Source organism: Micromonospora sp. WMMB482 (genome assembly GCF_019038635.1).
Classification (GTDB): domain Bacteria; phylum Actinomycetota; class Actinomycetes; order Mycobacteriales; family Micromonosporaceae; genus Micromonospora; species Micromonospora marina.
The window spans coordinates 6,655,344-6,677,969 of record NZ_JAHOPD010000020.1; the positions used below are offsets into that span (position 1 = coordinate 6,655,344).

The 22,626-nt window shown below is 75.6% G+C and carries 1 protein-coding gene; it reads right to left on the reverse strand.

The window, feature by feature from the left end; genetic code table 11:
* Positions 1 to 24 precede the first annotated feature (24 nt).
* Positions 25 to 22,599 (reverse strand): type I polyketide synthase, encoded by a 22,575-nt coding sequence (locus tag KSK32_RS31595; RefSeq protein WP_216935502.1) that lies wholly within the window; start codon positions 22,597 to 22,599, stop codon positions 25 to 27.
* Between the last annotated feature and the right edge of the window lie 27 nt (positions 22,600 to 22,626).

The following is a 22,626-nucleotide window of genomic DNA, read 5'->3' on the forward strand; positions in this document are numbered from 1 at the left end:
TGAGCTCCGTACTGGGGACAACGGTCAGGAATCGGTTCCGTCAAGTGCCAGCCTGACGAGGGCGTCGGTGTCGAGGTCGTCGAGGTCCAGGTCCTCGTCGGTGGACTCGTCACCGTCGTCGCCGTCGGTGTCGGCGAGGTTGAGCAGCAGGTCCAGCAGCCCGGCCTCGCGGAGGCGGGCCAGCGGGATCGCCGCTAGCGTCTGCCGGACGGCCGCCTCCGCCGGGTCGCCGTCGTCCGCCTGCGCCGCCTCGGGCAGCAGGCCGTCGAGCAGGTTCTCGGCGAGCACGGCCGGGTTCGGGTAGTCGAAGACAAGGGTCGCGGGCAGCGACAGGCCGGTGACGCCGGTCAGTCGGTTGCGCAGCTCGACCGCCGTCAGCGAGTCGAATCCGAGCTCCTTGAACGCCCGCTGCGGCTTGACCCGGTCCGTTCCCGCGTGGCCGAGCACGGCCGAAGCGTGCGTACGGACCAGGTCGACCAGGTGCCGGACCTGCTCGCGGTGGGGCAGGGTGAGCAGGTGCTCCCGCAGGGCGTCGGCAGCACCGCCGGGCTGCTGCTCCACGGCGTGGGCGTGCAGCGCCTCCCGGGCCTCGGCGATGTCGTCGAGCAGCGGCCGGGGGCGGGCCGAGGCGTACGCCGGGGCGAAGACCGCCCAGTCGACGTCCACCACGGTCAGCGCCGCCCTGGCCAGGCCGGCGGCGTACCGCATGGCGTGCACGGCGTCGGCCGGCGCCATGGCGGTCAGGCCGCGTCGGGCCAGCATCTGCTGGGCATCGCCGGTGGCCATGCCGCCGTCGGCCCACGGCCCCCAGGCCACGGACGTCGCCGCCAGGCCACGGCCGCGCCGCTGCTCCGCGAGTGCGTCGAGGAAGGCGTTGCCGGCGGCGTACGCGGACTGACCGCCGCTGCCCCACACCCCCGCGATGGAGGAGAAGAGCACGAACGCGTCCAACCGCCGGTCGCCGAGCAGGGCGTCCAGGTGCAACGCGCCGGCCACCTTGCCGTCGAGCACGCCCGCGAACGCGGCCAGGTCGGTGTCGGCGATCAGCCCGGACTCGCCGGCGCCCGCCGCGTGCACCACGGCCGTCAGCGGCGCCGGATCCTCGTCGAGGCGGGCCAGCAGCGCCGCCACCTGGTCGCGCTCGGCGACGTCGCAGGCGACGACCGACGCCCGTACGCCCTGGGCGGTCAGCTCCTCGCGCAGCTCCACGGCCCCCGGGGCGTCCCCGCCGCGGCGGCTGGTCAGCACGACGTGCTCCGCCCCGTTGGCCGCCGCCCAGCGGGCCACGTGCGCGCCCAGCGCGCCGGTGCCGCCGGTGACCAGCAGGGTGCCGGACGGCCGCCACCGCTGCGCCGTGTCGGGGGCGGCGGGCGCCGAGCGGACCAGGCGACGGACGAACACCCCGGAGGGGCGTACGGCAAGCTGGTCCTCGTCGCCGGCGCCGGTCACCACCCGCGCCAGCCGGTCCCAGGCCGTCGCGTCGGCCTGCTCGGGCAGATCCACCAGCCCGCCCCACAGGTGGGGGTGTTCCAGGCCCGCCACGAGCCCCAGGCCCCAGAGCCCGCTCTGGACGGCAGCGTGCACGGTGTCCCCGTCGCCGGTGCTGACCGCGCCCTGCGTCAGGCACCACAGCCGGGTCGTCGCCCCGGTGTCGTGCAGCGCCTGGAGCAGCAGCAGCGTGGCGGCCGTTCCGACCGGCACGGCCGGGTGGGCGGGGTGCGGCTGGTCGCGGAGGCCGAGCAGGGAGAGCACGCCGGTGACGGGACCGTCGGCCAGCGCGTCGCCCAGCCGCCGGGCGAGGCCCGCCCGGTCGGTGCCGGCCGGGTCGACGGTGAGCCGGACCACGTCGGCGCCGACCTCGGCGAGGGCCTTGGTGACCGCCTCCGCCCGGGTGCCGTCCGCCAGGTCGTCCTGCGCCGTCACGAGCAGCCACGCGCCGGGCCGCGCCGGGCCGGCGGTGATGTCGGTGCGCTTCCATCCGACGCGGTACGACCACGTGTCCAGGACGGCCCGCTGCGTGCGCGCCCGGTGCCAGGTCGACAGGACCGGCAGGGCCGGGGTGAGGGCGTCCAGGGCGGCGCCGTCGTCGCCGAACTGGGCGGCGAGGGCGCTCAGGTCGCCGCGTTCGACGGCCTTCCAGAAGTCGGCGTCACCGCCGTGGGTCGCCGTCTGCCGCGGCCGGCTCGCCGGCTCGGGCCAGTACCGCTCCCGCTGGAAGGCGTACGTGGGCAGGTCCACCCGCCGCGCGCCGGTCTCGGCGAACCACTGCGTCCAGGTCACCGGCACGCCGTGCACGTGCAACCCCGCCAGGGCGTGCAGCAACGCCTGCACCTCCGGCCGGTCCCGGCGCTGCACCGCGACGGCCAGCACGGCGTCGTCGTCGGGCAGCACGTCGCCGGCCATCGCGGTCAGCACGCTCTGCGGCCCGACCTCCAGGAACGTGTCCACCCCGCCAGCCCGCAGAGCGGTGATCCCGTCGGCGAACCGCACGGCCTCGCGCACATGCCGCACCCAGTAGTCGGCCGTGCGGATCTCGTCGCCGGCCAGGGCCCCGGTCACGTTCGACACGACCGGCAACAACGGCGCGGCGAACTCCAACCCGTCGAGAACGGCCCGGAAATCGGCCAGCATCGGCTCCATCAACGGGCTGTGGAACGCGTGACTCACCGTCAGGCGACGCGTACGCACGCCCCGCTCGTGCCAGTGCCGCTCCACCTCGTCGAGCGCGTCGACCGCACCCGACACCACCACGGCGGCGGGCCCGTTGACCGCAGCGACGCCCACCCGGTCGGTCAGCCCCGCGATCGATTCGACCACCGCCGCCTCGTCGGCCGCCACGGCCAGCATGCCGCCGCCCGTGGACAGCGCCTGCATCAACCGGCCCCGCGCCGCCACGAGGACGCACGCGTCGGACAGGGACAACACACCCGCCACATGCGCCGCCGTCACCTCACCGATCGAGTGACCAGCCAGCATGTCCGGCACGATCCCGAACGACTCCACCAGGCGGAACAACGCCACCTCGACCGCGAACAACCCGGCCTGCGTGAACACCGTCTGATCCAGCAACCCCGCCTCAGCACTACCCGCCTCAGCGAACAGCACCTCCCGCAACGGACGCGGCAACAACGGATCCAGGTGCCCGCACACCTCGTCCAACGCGGCGGCGAACACCGGGAAGACCCCGTACAACTCGCGGCCCATCCCCGCACGCTGCGCACCCTGACCCGAGAACAGCAACGCCAACTGGCCGCGTGCGGCGGCGGAACCAGTCACGACGGCCCCCGACGGCTCGCCGGCCGCCACTGCCGCGAGACCCGCCAGCAGTTCGTCCCGGCCCGCCCCGGACACCACCGCCCGGTGCTCCAACACCGACCGCGACGCCACCGACGACCACGCCACATCCACGCCGCGCGGGGCCTCGTCGACGCTCAGCCACCGCGCCCACCGGCCCGCCTGGCCGGCGAGTGCGGCGGCGTCGCGGGCCGACAGCAGCACCGGCACCACCGGCGGCACCTCGCGGACGACGACCTCCCCCTCAACCACCTCGGCGGGCGGCTGCTCGATGATCACGTGCGCATTCGTGCCGGAAATCCCGAACGACGACACCCCCGCCCGACGCGGCCGACCCACCCGCGGCCACGGCATCGCCTCGGTGGCGAGGGCAACCGCCCCCGCCGACCAGTCCACATGCGGGGACGCCTCGTCCACGTGCAGCGTCGCCGGGACGACGCCGTGGCGCATCGCCAACACCATCTTGATCACACCAGCCACACCGGCCGCAGCCTGCGCATGCCCGATGTTCGACTTCACCGACCCCAACAACAGCGGCTCCCGCCCCTGCCGGTCCTGCCCGTACGTCGCCAGCAACGCCTGCGCCTCGATCGGATCACCCAGCGTCGTACCCGTGCCGTGCGCCTCCACCACGTCCACATCCGACGGCGACAGACGCGCATTCGCCAGCGCCTGGCGGATCACCCGCTGCTGCGACGGACCATTCGGCGCGGTCAGCCCGTTCGACGCACCGTCCTGGTTCACCGCCGTGCCCCGCACCACCGCCAGCACGCGGTGCCCGTTGCGCCGCGCGTCCGACAGCCGCTCCACCAGCAACACACCCACACCCTCGGACCAGCCCGTACCGTCCGCCGACGCCGCGAACGACCTACACCGGCCGTCGGCCGACAGACCCCGCTGCCGCGAGAACTCCACAAACGTCCCCGGCGTCGCCATCACCGTCACGCCACCGGCGAGCGCGAGGTCGCACTCGCCGCTGCGCAGCGCCTGCACCGCGAGGTGCAGCGCCACCAGCGACGACGAGCACGCCGTGTCGACAGTGACCGCCGGGCCTTCGAGACCGAACGTGTACGCGACCCGGCCGGACAGCACGCTGCCCGAGTTGCCGGTGCCGATGTAGCCCTCGACTTCTGGCGTCTCCATGAGCCGCGTCGAGTAGTCGTGGTAGATGACGCCCGCGAAGACGCCGGTCCGGCTGCCCCGCAGGCCCGACGGGTCCAGGCCCGCCGACTCGAACGTCTCCCAGGACGCCTCCAGCAGCAGCCGGTGCTGCGGGTCCATGGCGAGGGCCTCGCGCGGCGAGACACCGAAGAAACCGGGGTCGAACTCTGCCGCGCCGTACAGGAAACCGCCGTGGCGGGTGTACGAGGTGCCGGCGTGGTCGGGGTCCGGGTCGTACAGCGACTCCAGGTCCCAGCCCCGGTCGGCCGGGAACTCCCCGATGCCCTCCCCACCGGCGCTGACCAGCTTCCACAGCTCGTCGGGAGACTCCACCCCGCCGGGGTAGCGGCAGGCCATGCCGACGATCGCGACCGCCTCGTCGGCGTCGCCGGTCGCCGCCTCGTCGGTCGTGACGGCGCCGGGCCGGGTGCCGGCGAGTTCCGCGTACACGTGGGCCGCCAGGACCTGCGGGGACGGGTGGTCGAACACCAGGGTCGAGGTGAGGCGCAGGCCGGTCGCGCCGTTCACCCGGTTGCGCAGCTCGACGGCGGTCAGCGAGTCGAAGCCCAGGTCCTTGAACGCCCGGTCCGCCGGCACCGACTCCGCACCACCGTGCCCGAGAACCTGCGCGACCAGGCCCCGGATCAGCTGGTCGACCTGCGCGAGGCCGTCCTCTGCGCTGAGGCCGGTGAGGCGGTCGGCCCAGCCGCCCGGGGCGCCCTGGCCGGCGCGGCGGCGGTTCGTCGCCACGTCGACCAGGTTGCGCAGCATCGGCGGTACGACCGCGCCGGCTGCTGCCGCCCGCAGCGCGGGTACGTCGATCGCGGCCGGCACCAGGGCCGCCCGCTGTGCCCCCACGGCGGCGTCGAAGAGTTCCAGACCGGTGCGGGCGTTCATCGGTCGGAGTCCGGCGCGTGCCGTACGGGCCCGGTCGTTGCCGCCGATCGAGGCGGCCATGCCGGCGGTGTCCCACATCCCCCACGCCAGGCTGACCGCCGGCAACCCGAGCTGCCGCCGCCACACCGCCAACCCGTCCAGGAACGCGTTACCCGCCGCATACGCCGACTGACCCGGCGAACCCAACACACCCGCCACCGACGAGAACACCACGAACAGATCCAGACCCAGACCCGCCGTCGCCTCGTGCAACAACCAACCCGCCGACACCTTCGGCGCCAACACCCCCGCCAGACGCTCCTCGGTGACCCGCTCGACCACCCCGTCATCCAGCACACCAGCGGTATGCACCACACCCGCCAACCGACCCCCAGCGGAAACCTCAGCCACCAGCCCGAAGACCTGATCCCGGTCCGTCACGTCACACGCGACAACCCGCACCGACGCACCCAGCGCCGACAACCGCTCCGACAACTCACCCGCACCCGCGGCCGCCGGACCACGACGCGACACCAACACCAGCGACCGCACACCATGCGCCGACACCAGATGCTCCGCCACCAACGCACCCAACGCACCCGTACCACCGGTCACCAACACCGCACCATCACCCACAACCGGCGTCTCCACCGACGCCGGCACCACCGCACGCACCAGACGCGGCACGAACACCCCACCCGCACGCACCGCGACCTGACCGCCGGCCGGATCCCCGGCGAAGCGGGCCAGGACGCCGAGCGTGCCGGGGTTGATCGCGTCGTCGACGTCGGCCAGGACGATGCGACCGGGGTGCTCGGACTGCGCGGAGCGCAGCAGGCCCCACACGGCCGCCGCGGCCAGGTCGCTCACCCGGTCCCCGTCGCGGACGGCCAGCGCGCCCCGGGTCACCACCACGAGCGTCGAGTCGGCCAGCGCGTCGACGGCCAGCCACTCCTGCACCAGGCCCAGCACGTCGGTGGTGACCGTGCGTACGGCCTCCGCCGGGTCGCCGTCGTCGGCGGGCGACGCGGCCGGCGTGAAGAGCAGCAGGCGCGGCGGGGCGATGCCGGCGTCGATGGCGGCGCGCAGCTGCCGGATCGTCTCGGCAGAGGGGCCACCGGGGACGCCCGGCAGGGCCGGCCCGCCCAGCACCGCCCAGCCCGACACGTCGTCGACCGGGTCGGCCTCCTCGGCCTGCCAGGCCACCTCGAACAGGGAGCGCGACGCCGCGTTCGGGGCGACCACCCCGGTCAGCTCCCGCAGGACGAGGGAGTCCACCGACACCACCGGCGCGCCCGCCTCGTCGCGGGCGGTCAGCCGCACCGCGGAGCCGTTGCGGGTCAACCGCACCCGCAGCAGCCTCGCGCCGGACGCGTGCACCTGTACGCCCTCGAAGGCGAAGGGCACGCGCGGCCCGCCCGTCTCCTCGGTGCCCGGCAGCAGCCCGATCGGGTGCAGGGCGGCGTCCAGCAGCGCCGGGTGCACGCCGAAGCGAGCCGCCTCCGCCGCCGCGTCGTCCGGCAGGACCACCTCGGCGAAGACGTCGTCCTCGCCGGTCCACACCCGGCGCAGCCCCTGGAACGCCGGCCCGTACGACAGGCCGTGTTCGAGCAGCGCCGGGTACCAGCCGGTCAGGTCCACCTCGGTGGCGCCGGCGGGCGGCCAGGCGGCCGGCTGCGGTTCGTCGGCCGTGGCCGGTTCCAGCACGCCCTCCGCGTGCCGGGTCCAGCCCGCCTCGGGGTCGTCGTCGGGGCGGGAGTAGACGGCGACGGGGCGCTGCGAGGACTCCGACGCGGACACCCGCACCTGGATCCGTACGGCGCCGGACTCGGGGAGCACCAGCGGCACGAGCACCGTCAGATCCCGCAGCCGCGGCAGGTCCGCCTCGTCGCCGGCGCGGACGGCAAGCTCCACGAGGGCCGTGCCCGGGACCAGCGGCACGCCGGAGACGACGTGGTCGGCCAGCCAGGGGTGGGTGGTCGGGGAGATCCGGCCGGTCAGCACGATCTCGTCGTCGTCGCCGGCCAGGTCCACGGCCGCGCCGAGCAGACCGTGCTCGGCCACGCCGAGGCCGGCGCCGCTGACGTCGGCGGCGCGCAGCCGGCCAACGGCCGGCCAGAAGCGCTGCCGCTGGAACGGGTACGTCGGCAGGTCGACCGGGCGGGTTCCGGCCGGCAGCAGGGCGGTCCAGGTGACCGGCGTGCCGTGCGCGTACAGCTCCGCAAGCGCGTGGACAAGCGACGCCGGCTCGGGTCGGCCGGGGCGCAGGGTCGCCACAACCGCCGCGGCGTCGTCGTCCGGCAGGCAGGCGCCCACCATGCCGGCGAGCACCGCGTCGGGGCCCAGTTCGAGGAAGGTACGGACGTTGCGCTCGCGCAGGCTCGCGACCCCGTCGGCGAAGCGAACGGTCTCGCGTACGTGGCGGACCCAGTAGTCGGGGGTGCCGATCTCGTCGGGGTCGGCGACCTGCCCGGTCAGGTTCGACACGATCGGCAGGACGGGCCAGTGGAACGTCAGCCCGTCGAGCGTCTGCCGGAACTCGGCCAGCATCGGCTCCATGAGCGGGCTGTGGAACGCGTGGCTGACGGTGAGCCGGCGCGTACGCACACCCCGGTCCCTCCAGACCTGCTCCACCTCGTCGAGGGCCTCGGCGGCGCCGGAGACCACCACGGCGGCGGGGCCGTTGACGGCGGCGACGCCGACCCGGTCGGCGAGTGCGGCGATCGACTCGGCCACCGCGGCCTCGTCGGCGGCGACGGCGAGCATGCCACCGCCGGCCGGCAACGCCTGCATGAGCCGACCCCGCGCCGCGACCAGCGCGCACGCGTCGGCCAGGCTGAACAGGCCGGCCACGTGCGCCGCCGCGATCTCACCGATGGAATGCCCGGCCACCAGGTCCGGCACGATGCCGAACGACTCCACCAGGCGGAACAGCGCCACCTCGACCGCGAACAGCCCCGCCTGCGTGAACACCGTCTGATCCAGCAGCCCCGCCCCCGGCGTGCCCGCCGCAGCGAACAGCACCTCGCGCAGCGGACGCGGCAGCAGCGGATCCAGGTGACCGCACGCCTCGTCGAGGGCGGCGGCGAACACCGGGAACGCCACGTACAACTCGCGACCCATGCCGGCGCGCTGCGCGCCCTGGCCGGAGAAGAGGAAGGCGGTGCGGCCGCTGCGGGCGATCCCCCGCACGACGGCGGCCGAGGGCTCGTCGTCGGCCAGCGCACCGAGGGCGGCGAGCAGCCCGGCGCGGTCGGCGGGCAGCAGCACGGCGCGGTGCTCGAAGGCGCTGCGGGCGGTGGCGAGGGCCCGGCCCACGTCGGCGATGGTCAGGTCCGGCTCGCCGTCGACGAGGGTCCGCAGCCGGCGCGCCTGCTCGTGCAGGGCGGCCTCGTCGCGGGCCGACAGGACGCAGGCGACGAGGCCGCCCGGGACGTCCGTGGCGGGGGCGGCCTGCGCCGGGGCGGGCTCGGGGGCCTGCTCGACGATGGTGTGCGCGTTGGTGCCGCTGATGCCGAACGACGACACCGCCGCGCGGCGGGGCCGGTCGACGGCGGGCCACGGCCGGGCCTCGGTGAGCAGCGCGACCGACCCGGCCGTCCAGTCGATGTGCGGGGACGGCTTCTCGGCATGCAGGGTCGGCGGCAGCACGCCGTGCCGCATCGCCAGCACCATCTTGATCACACCGGCGACGCCGGCCGCCGCCTGGGCGTGGCCGATGTTCGACTTGACCGACCCCAGCCACAGCGGACGGTCCTGCGGCCGGCCCTGCCCGTACGTGGCCAGCAGCGCCTGCGCCTCGATCGGGTCGCCGAGGGCGGTGCCGGTGCCGTGCGCCTCGACGGCGTCCACGTCGGTGGTGGCGAGCCGGGCGTTGGCGAGCGCCTGCCGGATCACCCGCTGCTGGGCGGGGCCGTTCGGCGCGGTCAGACCGCTGCTGGCGCCGTCCTGGTTGACGGCGCTGCCGCGCACGACGGCGAGCACGCGGTGACCGTTGCGCTGCGCGTCGGAGAGGCGCTCCAGCAGGAGCATGCCGACGCCCTCGGCGAAACCGGTGCCGTCGGCACCGGCGCCGAACGCCTTGCACCGCCCGTCGGGCGACAGGCCGCGCTGCCGGGAGAACTCGGTGAGCATGCCGGGGGTGGACATGACGCTCACCCCGCCGGCGAGGGCGAGGCGGCACTCGTCCTGCCGCAGCGCCTGGGTGGCCAGGTGCAGCGCCACCAGCGATGACGAGCAGGCGGTGTCGACGGTGACGGCAGGGCCCTCCAGGCCGAACAGGTACGAGATGCGGCCGGAGGCGACGCTGCCGGCGCTGCCGTTGCCGACGTGGCCGTCCAGTTCGTCGGTGCCGCCGGCGGCCTGGGAGGCGTAGTCGTGGTAGATCAGGCCGACGTAGACGCCGGTGCTGCTGCCCCGCGCCGAGTGGGGGTCGATCCCGGCCCGCTCGAAGGCCTCCCAGGAAGTCTCCAGCAGCAGCCGCTGCTGTGGGTCCATCGCCAGGGCCTCGCGGGGCGAGATCCCGAAGAAGGCGGCGTCGAACTGGGCGGCGTCGTGGAGGAAGCCACCCTGCCGTGGTACGGCGCCCGGGTCCTCGCCGTCGGCGCGCAGGTCGTCGAGGTTCCAGCCCCGGTCCGTGGGGAAGGGCGAGATGACGTCGGCGCCGGCGGTGACCACACCCCAGAGCTGCTCGGGGGTCTGCACGTCGCCGGGGAACCGGCAGGCCATGCCGATGATGGCGATCGGTTCGTCGAGGGCGGCGGCGGTGCCGACCGCGGCGGGCCGGTCCACGACCGCCGCGCCGCCGAGCTCCCGGTCCAGGAACTCGGCGAGCACCACCGGGGCCGGGTAGTCGAACGCCACGGTGGCGGGCAGCCGCAGGCCGGTCGCGGCGGAGAGCCGGTTGCGCAGCTCCACCGAGGTGAGCGAGTCGAAGCCCAGCTCCTTGAAGGCGCGCTGGGCGTCGACGGTCTCCGCCGAGCGGTGCCCGAGCACTGCCGCCACGCTGGCGGCCACCAGGTCGAGCAGGTGGGAGCGCCGCTCCGCCGGGCCGAGCGTCGCCAGCCGGTCGCGTACGGAGGCGGTGTCCGCGAGGCCGCGACCCACCGCGCGCCGGGCCGGGCCTCCCGCGCGGACCACGTCCCGCAGCAGGCTGGGCACGTTCTGGCCGGTCGCCCGCGACGCCGGCGGCAGGTTCATGAGGACGAGGTGCGCCGCCCCGCGTTGTCGCGCCAGCTCGTACAGCGCCACGCCCTGCCGGTCGGTCAACGGGGCGCTGGTGGCGCGGATCGCCTTGCGGTGCTCGTTGCCGCCCAGGTGGGCGGTCATGGCGCTGCTGGTCGCCCACAGCCCCCAGGCGAGGCTGGTGGCGGGCAGCCCCTGCTGCCGGCGGTGCTGCGCGAGGGCGTCGAGGAACGCGTTCGCGGCCGCGTAGTTGCCCTGCCCCGGCGAGCCGAGGGTGGCCGCCACCGACGAGAACAGCACGAACGCCGACAGGTCCAGGTGCGCGGTCGCCTCGTGCAACGCCCACCCGGCGTCCACCTTCGGCACCAGCACCGCACGCAGGGCGGAATCGTCCAACGAACCGATGGTCGCGTCGGCGATCACGCCGGCGGTGTGCACCACGGCGCTCAGCGGGTGCGCCGGGTCCACCAGTTCCAGCAGCCGGGTCACCTGCGCGGGGTCGGTCACGTCGGCGGTGCCGGCGGTGACCCGGGCGCCCGCGCGGGTCAGCTCGTCGACCAGCTCCCGGCAGTGCTCGGGGCCACGGCGGGAGGCCAGCAGCAGGTGCCGGGCCTGGCCGGTGGCGACGAGGTGCCGGGCGAACACGCCGGCGAGGGCGCCGCCGGCGCCGGTGACGAGCACGGTGCCGTCCGGGTCGGCGGGGGCGGGCACCCGCAGGACGACCTTGCCGATGTGCCGGGCCTGGCTGATGTGGCGCAGCGCCTGCCGGGCCTGGCGCACGTCCCACGCCCGTAGCGGCAGCGGGCGCAGCGCGCCGCGTGTGAACAGGTCGAGCAGCTCGGTGAGCATCTCCCCGATGCGCCGGTGCCCGGCCTCGTTGAGGTCGAACGCGCGGTAGGTGACGCCCGGGTGGTCGGCGGCGACGGTTTCGGCGTCGCGTACGTCGGCCTTGCCCATCTCCACGAACCGGCCACCGCGCGGCAACAGCCGCAGCGACGCGTCCACGAACTCACCGGCGAGGGCGTCGAGCACCACGTCGACGCCGGCGTCGCCGGTGGCCGCGCCGAAGACCTGCTCGAACTCGGTGGTCCGCGACGACGCGATCCGCTCCTCGGCCACCCCGAGTTCCCGCAGCACGCCCCACTTGCCGGGGCTGGCGGTGGCATAGACCGTCGCGCCCCAGTGCCGGGCGAGCTGGATGGCGGCCATGCCGACGCCACCCGCGCCGTTGTGGATCAGCACCGACTCGCCGGACCGCAGCCCGGCGAGGTCCCGCAGCGCGTAGTACGCGGTCAGGAACACCACCGGCACGGAGGCGGCCTGCGCGAACGACCAGCCGACGGGGATCTTCGCCACGAGGTCGCGGGTGGCGATCACCTCGGGGGCGAAGGCCGGCTCGAACATGCCGAGCACGCGGTCGCCGGGGGCCAGGTCGGTCACGCCCGGGCCGACCTCGACCACGACACCCGCGCCCTCGCTGCCCATCACGGCCGCCGGATCCGGGTACATGCCCAGGCCGATCAGCACGTCCCGGAAGTTCACGCCGGCCGCGCGCACCGCGATGCGCACCTGGCCCGCGTCCAGGGCGGCGGAGGTGGCGGGCACCATGCCGACGCCGTCGAGGGTGCCGGGACTGACCGCCCCGACCCGCCACAGTCCGTCCGGCGGGACGAGTTCGTCGGCGGCCTGGCCGGCGGGCCGGCCCAGGCGGGGCGTGCGCACCTCGTTGCCGCGTACGGCCACCTGGCCGCCGGTCGGCGACGGATCCTGGGCCACGGTGGCCAGCACGGCGAGGGCGGCCGGGGTGAGTTCCCCGTCGACGTCGGCGAGGACGATCCGCCCCGGGTGCTCGGACTGGGCCGAGCGCAGCAGGCCCCAGACCGCCGCGCCGGGCAGGTCCCGCACCGCGTCCGCCGGGGTGGCGGCCACCGCCGCCCGGGTCAGCACGACGAGCGTGGTGTCGGCCAGCGCCTCGCTGTCCAGCCAGGAGTGCAGCACGGCCAGGACGCGGGCGGTGGCCGTACGGACGAGGTCGGGCAGGTCGCCCTCCGGGGTGCCGGCGGGCACGGGGACCACGAGCGCGCGGGGCGCCTCGACCGTACCGGCCGAGACCGCCGCGGTCAGCTCGCCGACGGTCGGGAACACAGGCGTGACGAGGCCCGCCGGGGCGGGTCCGTCGCCGAGCAGCACCCAGCCGGAGACGTCCCGCGCCGGGGTGACCGTCTCGGCCTGCCACGTCACCTCGAACATCGACCGCTCCGCGGCCTCCGCGCCGGTGGCGTCGGTCATCTCCCGCAGGGCGAGCGACTCGACTGACACCACGGGCACGCCGGACTCGTCCCCGGCCACCAGCCGCACGCGCGAGCCCGCCCGGGTCAGCCGCACCCGCAGCGTCCGGGCGCCGGAAGCGTGCACCTGCACGCCCTCGAACGCGAACGGCACGCGCGGTCCGCCGGAGCGCTCGGCCAGCAGCAGCCCGACGGGGTGCAGGGCGGCGTCCAGCAGCGCCGGGTGCACGGCGAAGCCGTCGGCGTCGCCGGCTGCCTCGTCCGGCAGGGTCACCTCGGCGTACACCTCTTCGCCGGCGGTCCACAGCCGCCGCAGGCCCCGGAACGCCGGTCCGTAGGCCAGGCCGCGCTCCGCGAGCGCCGGGTACCAGCCGGCGAGGTCCACCTCGGTGCCTCCGGCCGGCGGCCAGGAGCCCAACGCCGGCTCGTCGGTGGCCTGCTCCAGCAGACCGTCGGCGTGCCGCGTCCAGGGGTCCTCGGGGTCGCCGTCGGGCTGCGAGTGCACCGCCACGCTCCGGGTTCCGGAGCCGTCGGCCGCACCGACCCGCACCTGCACGCGGATCGCGCCCGGGTTCGGCAGCACCAGCGGCGCGGCGACGGTCAGTTCCCGCACCCGGGAGGCGCCGACCTCGTCGCCGGCGCGCACCGCGAGCTCGACGAGGGCCGTACCCGGCAGCACCACGGCACCGCCGACCACGTGGTCGGCGAGCCACGGGTGCGTGGACGCCGACAGCCGGCCGGTCAGCACGACCTCGTCGTCGCCGGCGAGGCGCACCGCCGCGCCGAGCAGCCCGTGCCCTGCCGAGCCCAGCCCCGCGCCCGACACGTCGCCGGTGGCGGAGCGGTCGAGCGCCGGCCAGAACCGGTCCCGCTGGAAGGCGTACGTGGGCAGGTCGACAGGGGTGGCGCCGGAGCCGACGAAGACGCGCGACCAGTCGACGGGCACGCCGGCGACGTGCAGCTCGCCGAGGTTGGCCAGTAGCTGACGCGGCCCGTGCCCGTCGCGGCGCAGCGAGCCCACCACCACGCCGCCGTCGGCCTTCCGGTCGAGCGCGTCCTGCACGGCGATCTTGAGTACGGGGTGCGGGCTGACCTCGACGAACGTCCGGAAGCCCTGCTCGATCAGCTGGTCCACGACCGGCGCGAGCCGGACCGGCTCCCGCAGGTTGCGGTACCAGTAGTCGGCGTCGAGCCCGGCGGTGTCGATCGGCTCGCCGGTGACTGTGGAGTGGAAGGGCACGGTGCTGGAGCGGGGGTCCACAGTGCCGAACCGGGCGATCACCTCGTCGCGGATCGGGTCGACGTGGCCGCTGTGCGCGGCGAAGTCGACGGCGATCTGCCGGGCGCGGACGTCGCGCTCGGCACAGTGCGCGAGCAGTTCGGCGACCGACGCCGATTCGCCGGCGACCACTGTCACGGCGGCGCCGTTGAGGGCGGCGACGGAGAGGCTGCCCCGCCACGGCGCGATGAGCCGCTCGGTGTCGACGGCCGGGAGCGGCACGGAGACCATGCCGCCGCGACCCGCGATCGACAGCAGGCCGTGGCTGCGCGCCACGACGAGCCGCGCGGCTTCGGCGAGGGTCAACGCGCCGGCGACGCAGGCCGCGGCGAGTTCCCCCTGCGAATGCCCGATGACGGCGGCCGGTTCGACGCCGCACGCGCGCCAGAGCTGCGCGAGGGACACCATGACGGAGAAGAGCGCGGGCTGGACCACGTCCACCCGGTCCAGGGGCGGCGCGCCGGGCGCCTGCCGCAGCACGTCCCCCAGGTTCCAGTCGACCAGCCGGGACAGCTCCTCGGCGCATTCGTCCATCCGCTGCCGGAAGACCGGCGAGGTCTCCATCAGGTCCAGCGCCATCGACGTCCACTGGGAGCCCTGGCCGGGGAAGACGAAGACGACCTTCGACGCGGCGTCCACGCCCGTCGGGGAGGTGTCGCCGTCGGCGAGGGTGGCCAGCCGGGCGAGCGCGTCGTCCCGGCCGGCGGCCACGACGACCGCGCGGTACGGGTGGTGCGCCCGCTGGGTGGCCAGGGAGAAGCCGAGATCCCGCGGGTCGAGGTCGGCGTCGCCGGCGAGCCGTTCGCCGAGACGGGCGGCCTGCGCCCGGAGCGCGCGAGGGCTTCTGCCGGAGACCGGCAGGGGTACGGCGGCGGGCCCGACAAGGCCGGGAACGTGCCCCGCCGGCACGGGCGTCGGGGCCGGCTCGCCGGGCGCCTGTTCGATGATGGTGTGTGCGTTGGTGCCACTGATGCCGAACGACGACACGGCGGCCCGGCGGGGCCGGTCGACGGCGGGCCACGGCCGGGCCTCGGTGAGCAGGGCGACGGCTCCGGCACTCCAGTCGACGTGGGGCGAGGGCTCGTCCACGTGCAGGGTCGGCGGCAGCACGCCGTGCCGCATCGCCAGCACCATCTTGATCACGCCGGCCACCCCGGCGGCCGCCTGGGAGTGGCCGATGTTCGACTTGATCGAGCCGAGCCAGAGCGGCTCGCCGACGGCACGGTCCTGGCCGTAGGTGGCCAGCACCGCCTGCGCCTCGATCGGGTCGCCGAGGACGGTGCCGGTGCCGTGCGCCTCGACCGCGTCCACGTCGGCCGGGGCGAGCCGCGCGTTTTCCAGGGCCTGGCGGATGACCCGCTGCTGCGACGGGCCGTTCGGCGCGGTCAGCCCGTTGGACGCGCCGTCCTGGTTCACGGCGGAGCCGCGCAGCACGGCGAGCACCCGGTGCCGGTTGCGCCGGGCATCGGAGAGGCGCTCCACGAGCAGCATGCCGACGCCCTCGGACCAGCCGGTGCCGTCCGCGCCGGCGGCGAACGCCTTGCACCGCCCGTCCGGGGCGAGGCCGCCCTGCCGGGAGAACTCGGAGAACATGCCGGGCTGCGCCATCAGCGCCACCCCGCCGGCCAGTGCCATGTCGCACTCGCCGCCGCGCAGCGCCTGGGCGGCGAGGTGCAGCGCCACCAGCGACGAGGAGCAGGCGGTGTCGACGGTGACCGCCGGGCCTTCGAGGCCGAACATGTAGGCGACCCGCCCGGAGGCGACACTGCCCGCCGTGCCGGTCAGCAGGTGCCCCTCGAGGCCGTCCAGGTCGTCGCGTCCGCTGGTGGCGTAGCCGGATGAGGCGGCGCCGACGAAGACACCGGTGGCGGTGCCGCTGAGGGCGGCGGGGTCGATGCGGGCGTACTCGAAGCTCTCCCAGGCGGTCTCCAGCAGCAGCCGCTGCTGCGGGTCCATGGCGAGGGCCTCACGGGGGCTGATGTTGAAGAAGCCGGAGTCGAAGTCGGCCGCGTCGTAGAGGAAGCCGCCCTGGTGGGTGACCGTGCCGCCGGCCTGGTCGCCGTCCGTGCCGTACAGCCGGTCGAGGTCCCAGCCGCGGTCCGCCGGGAACTCGCCGATGGCGTCGGCCCCGGAGGTGACGAGCTGCCACAGCTGCTCGGGAGTGGCGACGCCGCCGGGGTAGCGGCAGGCCATGCCGATGATGGCGATCGGCTCGTCGGCGTCGGCGGTGACGACCGTACGGACGGTGGCGCCGGCGCCCGTGGCCGGGCCGAGCTGCGCGAACAGGTGCTCGGCCAGCCGGGCCGGGGTGGGATGGTCGAAGGCCAGCGTGGCGGTCAGCCGCAGCCCGGTGGCCGCACCGAGGCGGTTGCGCAGTTCCACCGAGGTCAGTGAGTCGAAGCCCAGGTCCTTGAAGGCGCGGGCGGCGGGGACCGCCTGTGCCGAGGCGTGCCCCAGCACCGTGGCGGCCTGGCCGCAGACCAGGTCGACGAGCGCCTGCCGGGCGTCGGCCTCGGACAGGCCGTCGAGCCGCTCGCGCCACGACGCGCCGACGGTCGGCCGGTCGGTGGCGGTGCGGCGTCGGCCGCCGCCGCGCAGCAGGTGCCGCATCAGCGGCGGTACGCCGCTCGCCTCGCCGGTGAGGTGAAGGCGGGCCGCGACGAGCACCGGTCGGGCCGCCAGCAGGGCGGCGTCGAAGAGTTCGGCGCCCTCGGCCGGGGAGAGCCGGCTCATCCCGACGCGCCGCAGCCGGTGCTGGTCGTCGCCGTCGAGGTGGGCGGTCATCGTGCTGTCGGTGGCCCACATGCCCCAGGCGAGGCTGGTGGCGGGCAGCCCCTGCTGCCGGCGGTGCTGCGCGAGGGCGTCGAGGAACGCGTTCGCGGCCGCGTAGTTGCCCTGCCCCGGCGAGCCGAGGGTGGCCGCCACCGACGAGAACAGCACGAACGCCGACAGGTCCAGGTGCGCGGTCGCCTCGTGCAACGCCCACCCGGCGTCCACCTTCGGCACCAGCACCGCACGCAGGGCGGAATCGTCCAACGAACCGATGGTCGCGTCGGCGATCACGCCGGCGGTGTGCACCACGGCGCTCAGCGGGTGCGCCGGGTCGATCCCGGCGACCAGCTCGGTGACCTGCGCGGGGTCGCTGACGTCGACGGCCACGGCGGTGACGTCGGCGCCCGCGTCGGTCAGTTCCCGGACCAGGGTGGCGTACGCGTCGTCCCGGCCGGGTGCGCGGCGGGAGGCCAGCAGCAGGCGGCGGGCCTGGCCGGTGGCGACGAGGTGCCGCGCGAGCACGCCGGCCAGGGTTCCGGCCGCGCCGGTGAGCAGCACGGTGCCGTCGGGGTCGGCGGGCGCGGGGATGCGCAGCACCACCTTGCCGACGTGGCGGGCCTGGCTGACGTGCCGCAGCGCCTGCCGGGCCTGACGCACGTCCCACGCCCGTACGGGCAGCGGGCGTAGCGCGCCCCGCGCGAAGAGGTCGAGGATCTCGGTGAGCATCTCGCCGATGCGGGTGCTGCCCGCCTCGTTCAGGTCGAACGCGCGGTACGCCACGCCCGGGTGGTCGGCGGCGACCGCCTCCGGGTCGCGTACGTCGGCCTTGCCCATCTCCACGAACCGGCCACCGCGCGGCAGCAGCCGCAGCGACGCGTCCACGAAATCGCCGGCCAACGCGTCGAGCACCACGTCCACCCCGGCACCGCCGGTGGCCGCGCCGAAGGTCTGCTCGAACTCGGTGGTCCGCGACGACGCGATCCGCTCCCCGGCAACCCCCAGGCCCCGCAGCACGCCCCACTTGCCGGGGCTCGCCGTCGCGTGGACGGTGGCGCCGAGGTGGTGGGCGACCTGGATGGCGGCCATCCCGACGCCACCGGCGCCGTTGTGGATCAGCACCGACTCGCCGGACCGCAGCCCGGCGAGGTCCCGCAGCGCGTAGTACGCCGTCAGGAACACCAGGGGGACTGACGCCGCCTGGGTGAAGGACCAGCCGGCGGGCATCTTGGCGATGCGCTGGCGATGGGCGACGGCCTGCGGGCTGAACCCGAGCTCGAACATGCCCATCACCCGGTCACCGGGCGCCAGGTCGGTCACGCCGGGGCCGACCTCGACCACGACACCCGCGCCCTCGCTGCCCATAACGGCCGCCGGATCCGGGTACATACCCAGGCCGATCAGCACGTCCCGGAAGTTCACGCCGGCCGCGCGCACGGCGACGCGCACCTGGTCCTCGCCCAGCTCCACGGGCGTGGCCGGCACCGGCCCGATCCCGTCCAGGGTGCCGCCGGTGACGGGGGCGAGGTGCCACGGCCCGGACGGCGGGGTCAGCTCGTCACCCACCGGCCGCGCCAGCCTCGGCACGAGGGTGCGCTCGCCGCGCACCGCGAGCTGGCCGCCGGAGACCGACGGGTCGACGGCGGCCCCGGCCAGCACGGCGAGGGTCGCGGGGGTCAGTTCGCCCTCGATGTCGGCGAGGACGATCCGCCCCGGGTGCTCCGACTGCGCCGAGCGCAGCAGGCCCCAGACGGCGGCGGCAGCCAGGTCGGTGACCTGGTCGTCGTCCCCGGCGGCCACCGCGCCCCGGGTCACCACCACGAGCTTCGTGTCGGCCAGCGGCTCGGCGGCGAGCCAGGACCGCAGCACGTCCAGCACACCGCTGGTGACCGCCCGCACGGCCTCCGGCACGGCGACGCCGGGAACGCCGGCGGGCACCGTCAGCAGCACGTGCCGGGACGTGGCCCCGTCCGCCCCCAGGGTCGCCACGTCCGCGAAGACCGGCACCTCCGGCGGCGCGTCCGGTGCCGGCCGGCCCAGCACCGCCCACCCCGTAAGGTCGTCGACGCTCTCGATCTGCTCGGCCTGCCAGGTCACCTCGTACAGCGACCGGGCGGCACCGCCCCGGGTCGCCGTCGCGGTCATCTCCCGCAGCACCAGCGAGTCCACCGACACCACCGGCGCGCCCGAGCCGTCGCAGGCGACCAGCCGCACCCCGGAGCCGTCCCGGGTCAGCCGCACCCGCAGCGCCCGGCTGCCGGAGGCGTGCACCTGCACGCCCTCGAACGCGAACGGCACGCGCGGCCCGCCCGTGGCCTCGGCCTCGAGCAGCAGCGCCACCGGGTGCAGCGCGGCGTCCAGCAGCGCGGGATGCACCCCGAACGCGCTCGCGTCCCCGGCCGCCCCGTCCGGCAGCGCCACCTCGGCGTACGCCTCGCCGTCGGCCGTCCAGGCCCGCCGTACGCCCTGGAACACCGGCCCGTACGACAGGCCGTGCTCGGCCAGCGCCGGATACCAGCCGGTCAGGTCCACCTCGGTCGCGCCCGCCGGCGGCCACTCGCCGAGTCCCGGCTCGTCGGCCGACACCGGTTCGAGCAGACCGTCGGCGTGCCGCACCCAGTCGGTGTCGTCGTCATCCTCGGGCTGGGAGTACACGGACACCGTCCGCACGGCGGCGTCGTCCGCAGCGCCGACGCGCACCTGCACGCGTACCGCCCCGGACTCGGGCAGCACCAGCGGCGCCGCCACGGTCAGCTCCCGTACCCGCGACGCACCCACCTCGTCGCCGGCGCGGACCGCCAGCTCCACCAGGGCGGTGCCCGGCACCACCACGTTGCCGCCGACCACGTGGTCGGCCAGCCACGGGTGCGTCGACGTCGACAGCCGGCCGGTCAGCACCACCTCGTCGTCGCCGGCGAGCCGCACCGCCGCGCCGAGCAGCGGGTGCCCCGCGACGCCGAGGCCGGCGCCCGACACGTCGCCGACCCGCCACGGCAGCACCTCGGGCCAGAACCGCTCCCGCTGGAAGGCGTACGTGGGCAGGCCGACCCGGGCGGCGCCGGTGTCGGCGAACCACTCCTGCCAGGACACCGGCAACCCGTGCACGTGCAGCTCGGCGAGGGCGTGCAGCAGCGCCTGCGCCTCGGGCCGGTCCCGGCGCTGGGCTGCGACGGCGAGCACGTCGTCGTCGGGCAGCACGTCGGTCGTCATCGCGGTCAGTACGCTCTGCGGGCCGACCTCCAGGAAGGTGTCGACCCCGGCGTCGCGCAGCGCGGCGAGCCCGTCGGCGTAGCGGACCGCCTCGCGGACGTGCCGTACCCAGTAGTCGGCGGTGCGGATCTCGTCGGCGTCGGCGAGCACACCGGTCAGGTTCGACACGATCGGCAGCGTGGGGGCGGCGAGGTCCAGCCGCTCGACGATGCCGCGGAAGCGCTCCAGCACCGGCTCCATCAGCGGGCTGTGGAACGCGTGGCTGACGGCCAACCGGCGGGTACGCACACCCCGGTCGCGCCAGACGCGCTCCACCTCGTCGAGGGCGTCGACGGCGCCGGAGACCACGACGGAGGTCGGGCCGTTGACGGCCGCGATGCCGATTCGGTCGGTCAGCCCGGCGATCGACTCCGTCACGGCCGCCTCGTCGGCGGCCACGGCGAGCATGCCGCCGCCGTCGGGCAGCGACTGCATGAGCCGGCCCCGCGCCGCCACCAGCAGGCAGGCGTCCTGGAGGGACAGCACCCCGGCCACGTGCGCGGCGGCGATCTCACCGATCGAGTGCCCGCCCACGAAGTCCGGCACCACGCCGAACGACTCCACGAGGCGGAACAGCGCCACCTCGACGGCGAAGAGCCCGGCCTGGGTGAACGCGGTCTGGTCCAGCAGCTCCGCCTCGGCGGAGCCCTCCGGCGCGAACAGCACCTCCTTGAGCGGGCGCGGCAGCACCCGGTCGAGATGCCCGCACGCCTCGTCGAGGGCGGCGGCGAAGACGGGGAACTCGGCGTACAGCTCGCGGCCCATGCCGGTGCGCTGCGCGCCCTGGCCGGAGAAGAGCACCGCCAGCGGACCCCGGTCCCCGGCCTGGCCCGTGACCACCGTGCCCGACGACTCGCCCGCCGCCAGGGATCGCAGGCTCGCCAGCAGACTCGTGCGGTCCCCGGCGAGCACCACCGCGCGCCGGTCGAGCGTCGCGCGGGCCACCGCCGAGGAGAAGGCCACGTCGAGCGGACGCTGTCGCTCGTCGCCGGTCAGCCAGCGGGCCCACCGGTCGGCCTGGGCGGCGAGCGCGGCCGGCTGCGCGGCGGAGAGCAGCATGGGCACGACGGCGGGACGGCGGGACGGGGTGGCGTGGTCGCCGGCCGGGTCGGGGGCCAGCGCCTGCTCCAGGATCAGGTGGGCGTTCGTGCCGCTCATGCCGAAGGACGACACGCCCGCCCTGCGGACGTGCTCGCCGCCGGCCCACGGGCGCGCCTCGTCGAGCAGGGCCACGGCGCCGGTCGACCAGTCGACGTGCGGTGAGGGCCGGTCCACGTGCAGGGTGGGCGGCAGCACGCCGTGCCGCATGGCCATCACCATCTTGATGACGCCGCCGGCGCCGGCCGCGGCCTGCGGGTGGCCGATGTTCGACTTCAGCGAGCCCAGCCACAGCGGGCGGCCGGCGGTGCGGCCCTGCCCGTACGTGGCCAGCAGCGCCTGCGCCTCGATCGGGTCGCCGAGCCGGGTGCCCGTGCCGTGCGCCTCGACGGCGTCCACGTCGGACGGGCTGAGCCGGGCGTTCTCCAGCGCCTGCCGGATCACCCGCTGCTGCGCGGGGCCGTTGGGGGCGGTCAGCCCGCTGCTCGCGCCGTCCTGGTTGACGGCGCTGCCCCGGATCACCGCCAGGACGGGGTGCCCGTTGCGCCGGGCGTCGGAGAGCTTCTCGACGAGCAACATGGCGACGCCCTCGGACCAGCCGGTCCCGTCGGCGTCGGCGGAGAACGCCTTGCACCGCCCGTCGGAGGCGAGCCCCCGCTGGCGGGAGAACTCGACGAAGGCACCCGGCGTGGTCAGCACGGTGACGCCGCCGGCGACGGCGAGGGAGCACTCACCGTCGCGCAGGGCCTGGCCGGCGAGGTGCAGGGCGACCAGCGACGAGGAGCAGGCGGTGTCGATGGTGACGGCTGGCCCCTCCAGTCCGAAGGAGTAGGCCAGCCGACCGGACATGACGCTCGCGGCGGTGCCGGTGAGGACGTAGCCCTCCGTGCCCTCGGGCAGTTGCCGCAGCACGGACGTGTAGTCCTGCCCCGCGGTGCCGACGAACACCCCGGTACGGCTGCCCCGGACCGACGCGGCGTCGATGCCGGCCCGCTCGAAGACCTCCCAGGTCACCTCGAGCAGGAGGCGCTGCTGCGGGTCCATGGCCAGCGCCTCGCGCGGCGAGATCCCGAACAGGGCCGGGTCGAACAGGCCCGCGTCGCGCAGGAAGCCACCCCGGTTGCTGTACGTGGTGCCGGGGTGGTCGGGGTCGGGGTCGTAGAGCCGGTCGAGGTCCCAGCCCCGGTCGTCGGGGAACGCGCCGGTGGCGTCCACCCCGCCGGCTACGACGTCCCAGAGATCCTCCGGTGAGGCGACGCCACCCGGGAAACGGCAGGCCATGCCGACGATCGCGATCGGCTCGGCGTCCTCGTCCTCCAGTTCGGTCAGGCGCCGACGCGCCAGGCGGAGCTCGGAGGTCACCCACTTCAGGTGTTCGAGGAGCTTGTCTTCGTCCGCCATGACCCACCCGCCCAGAGCTTGCTATCG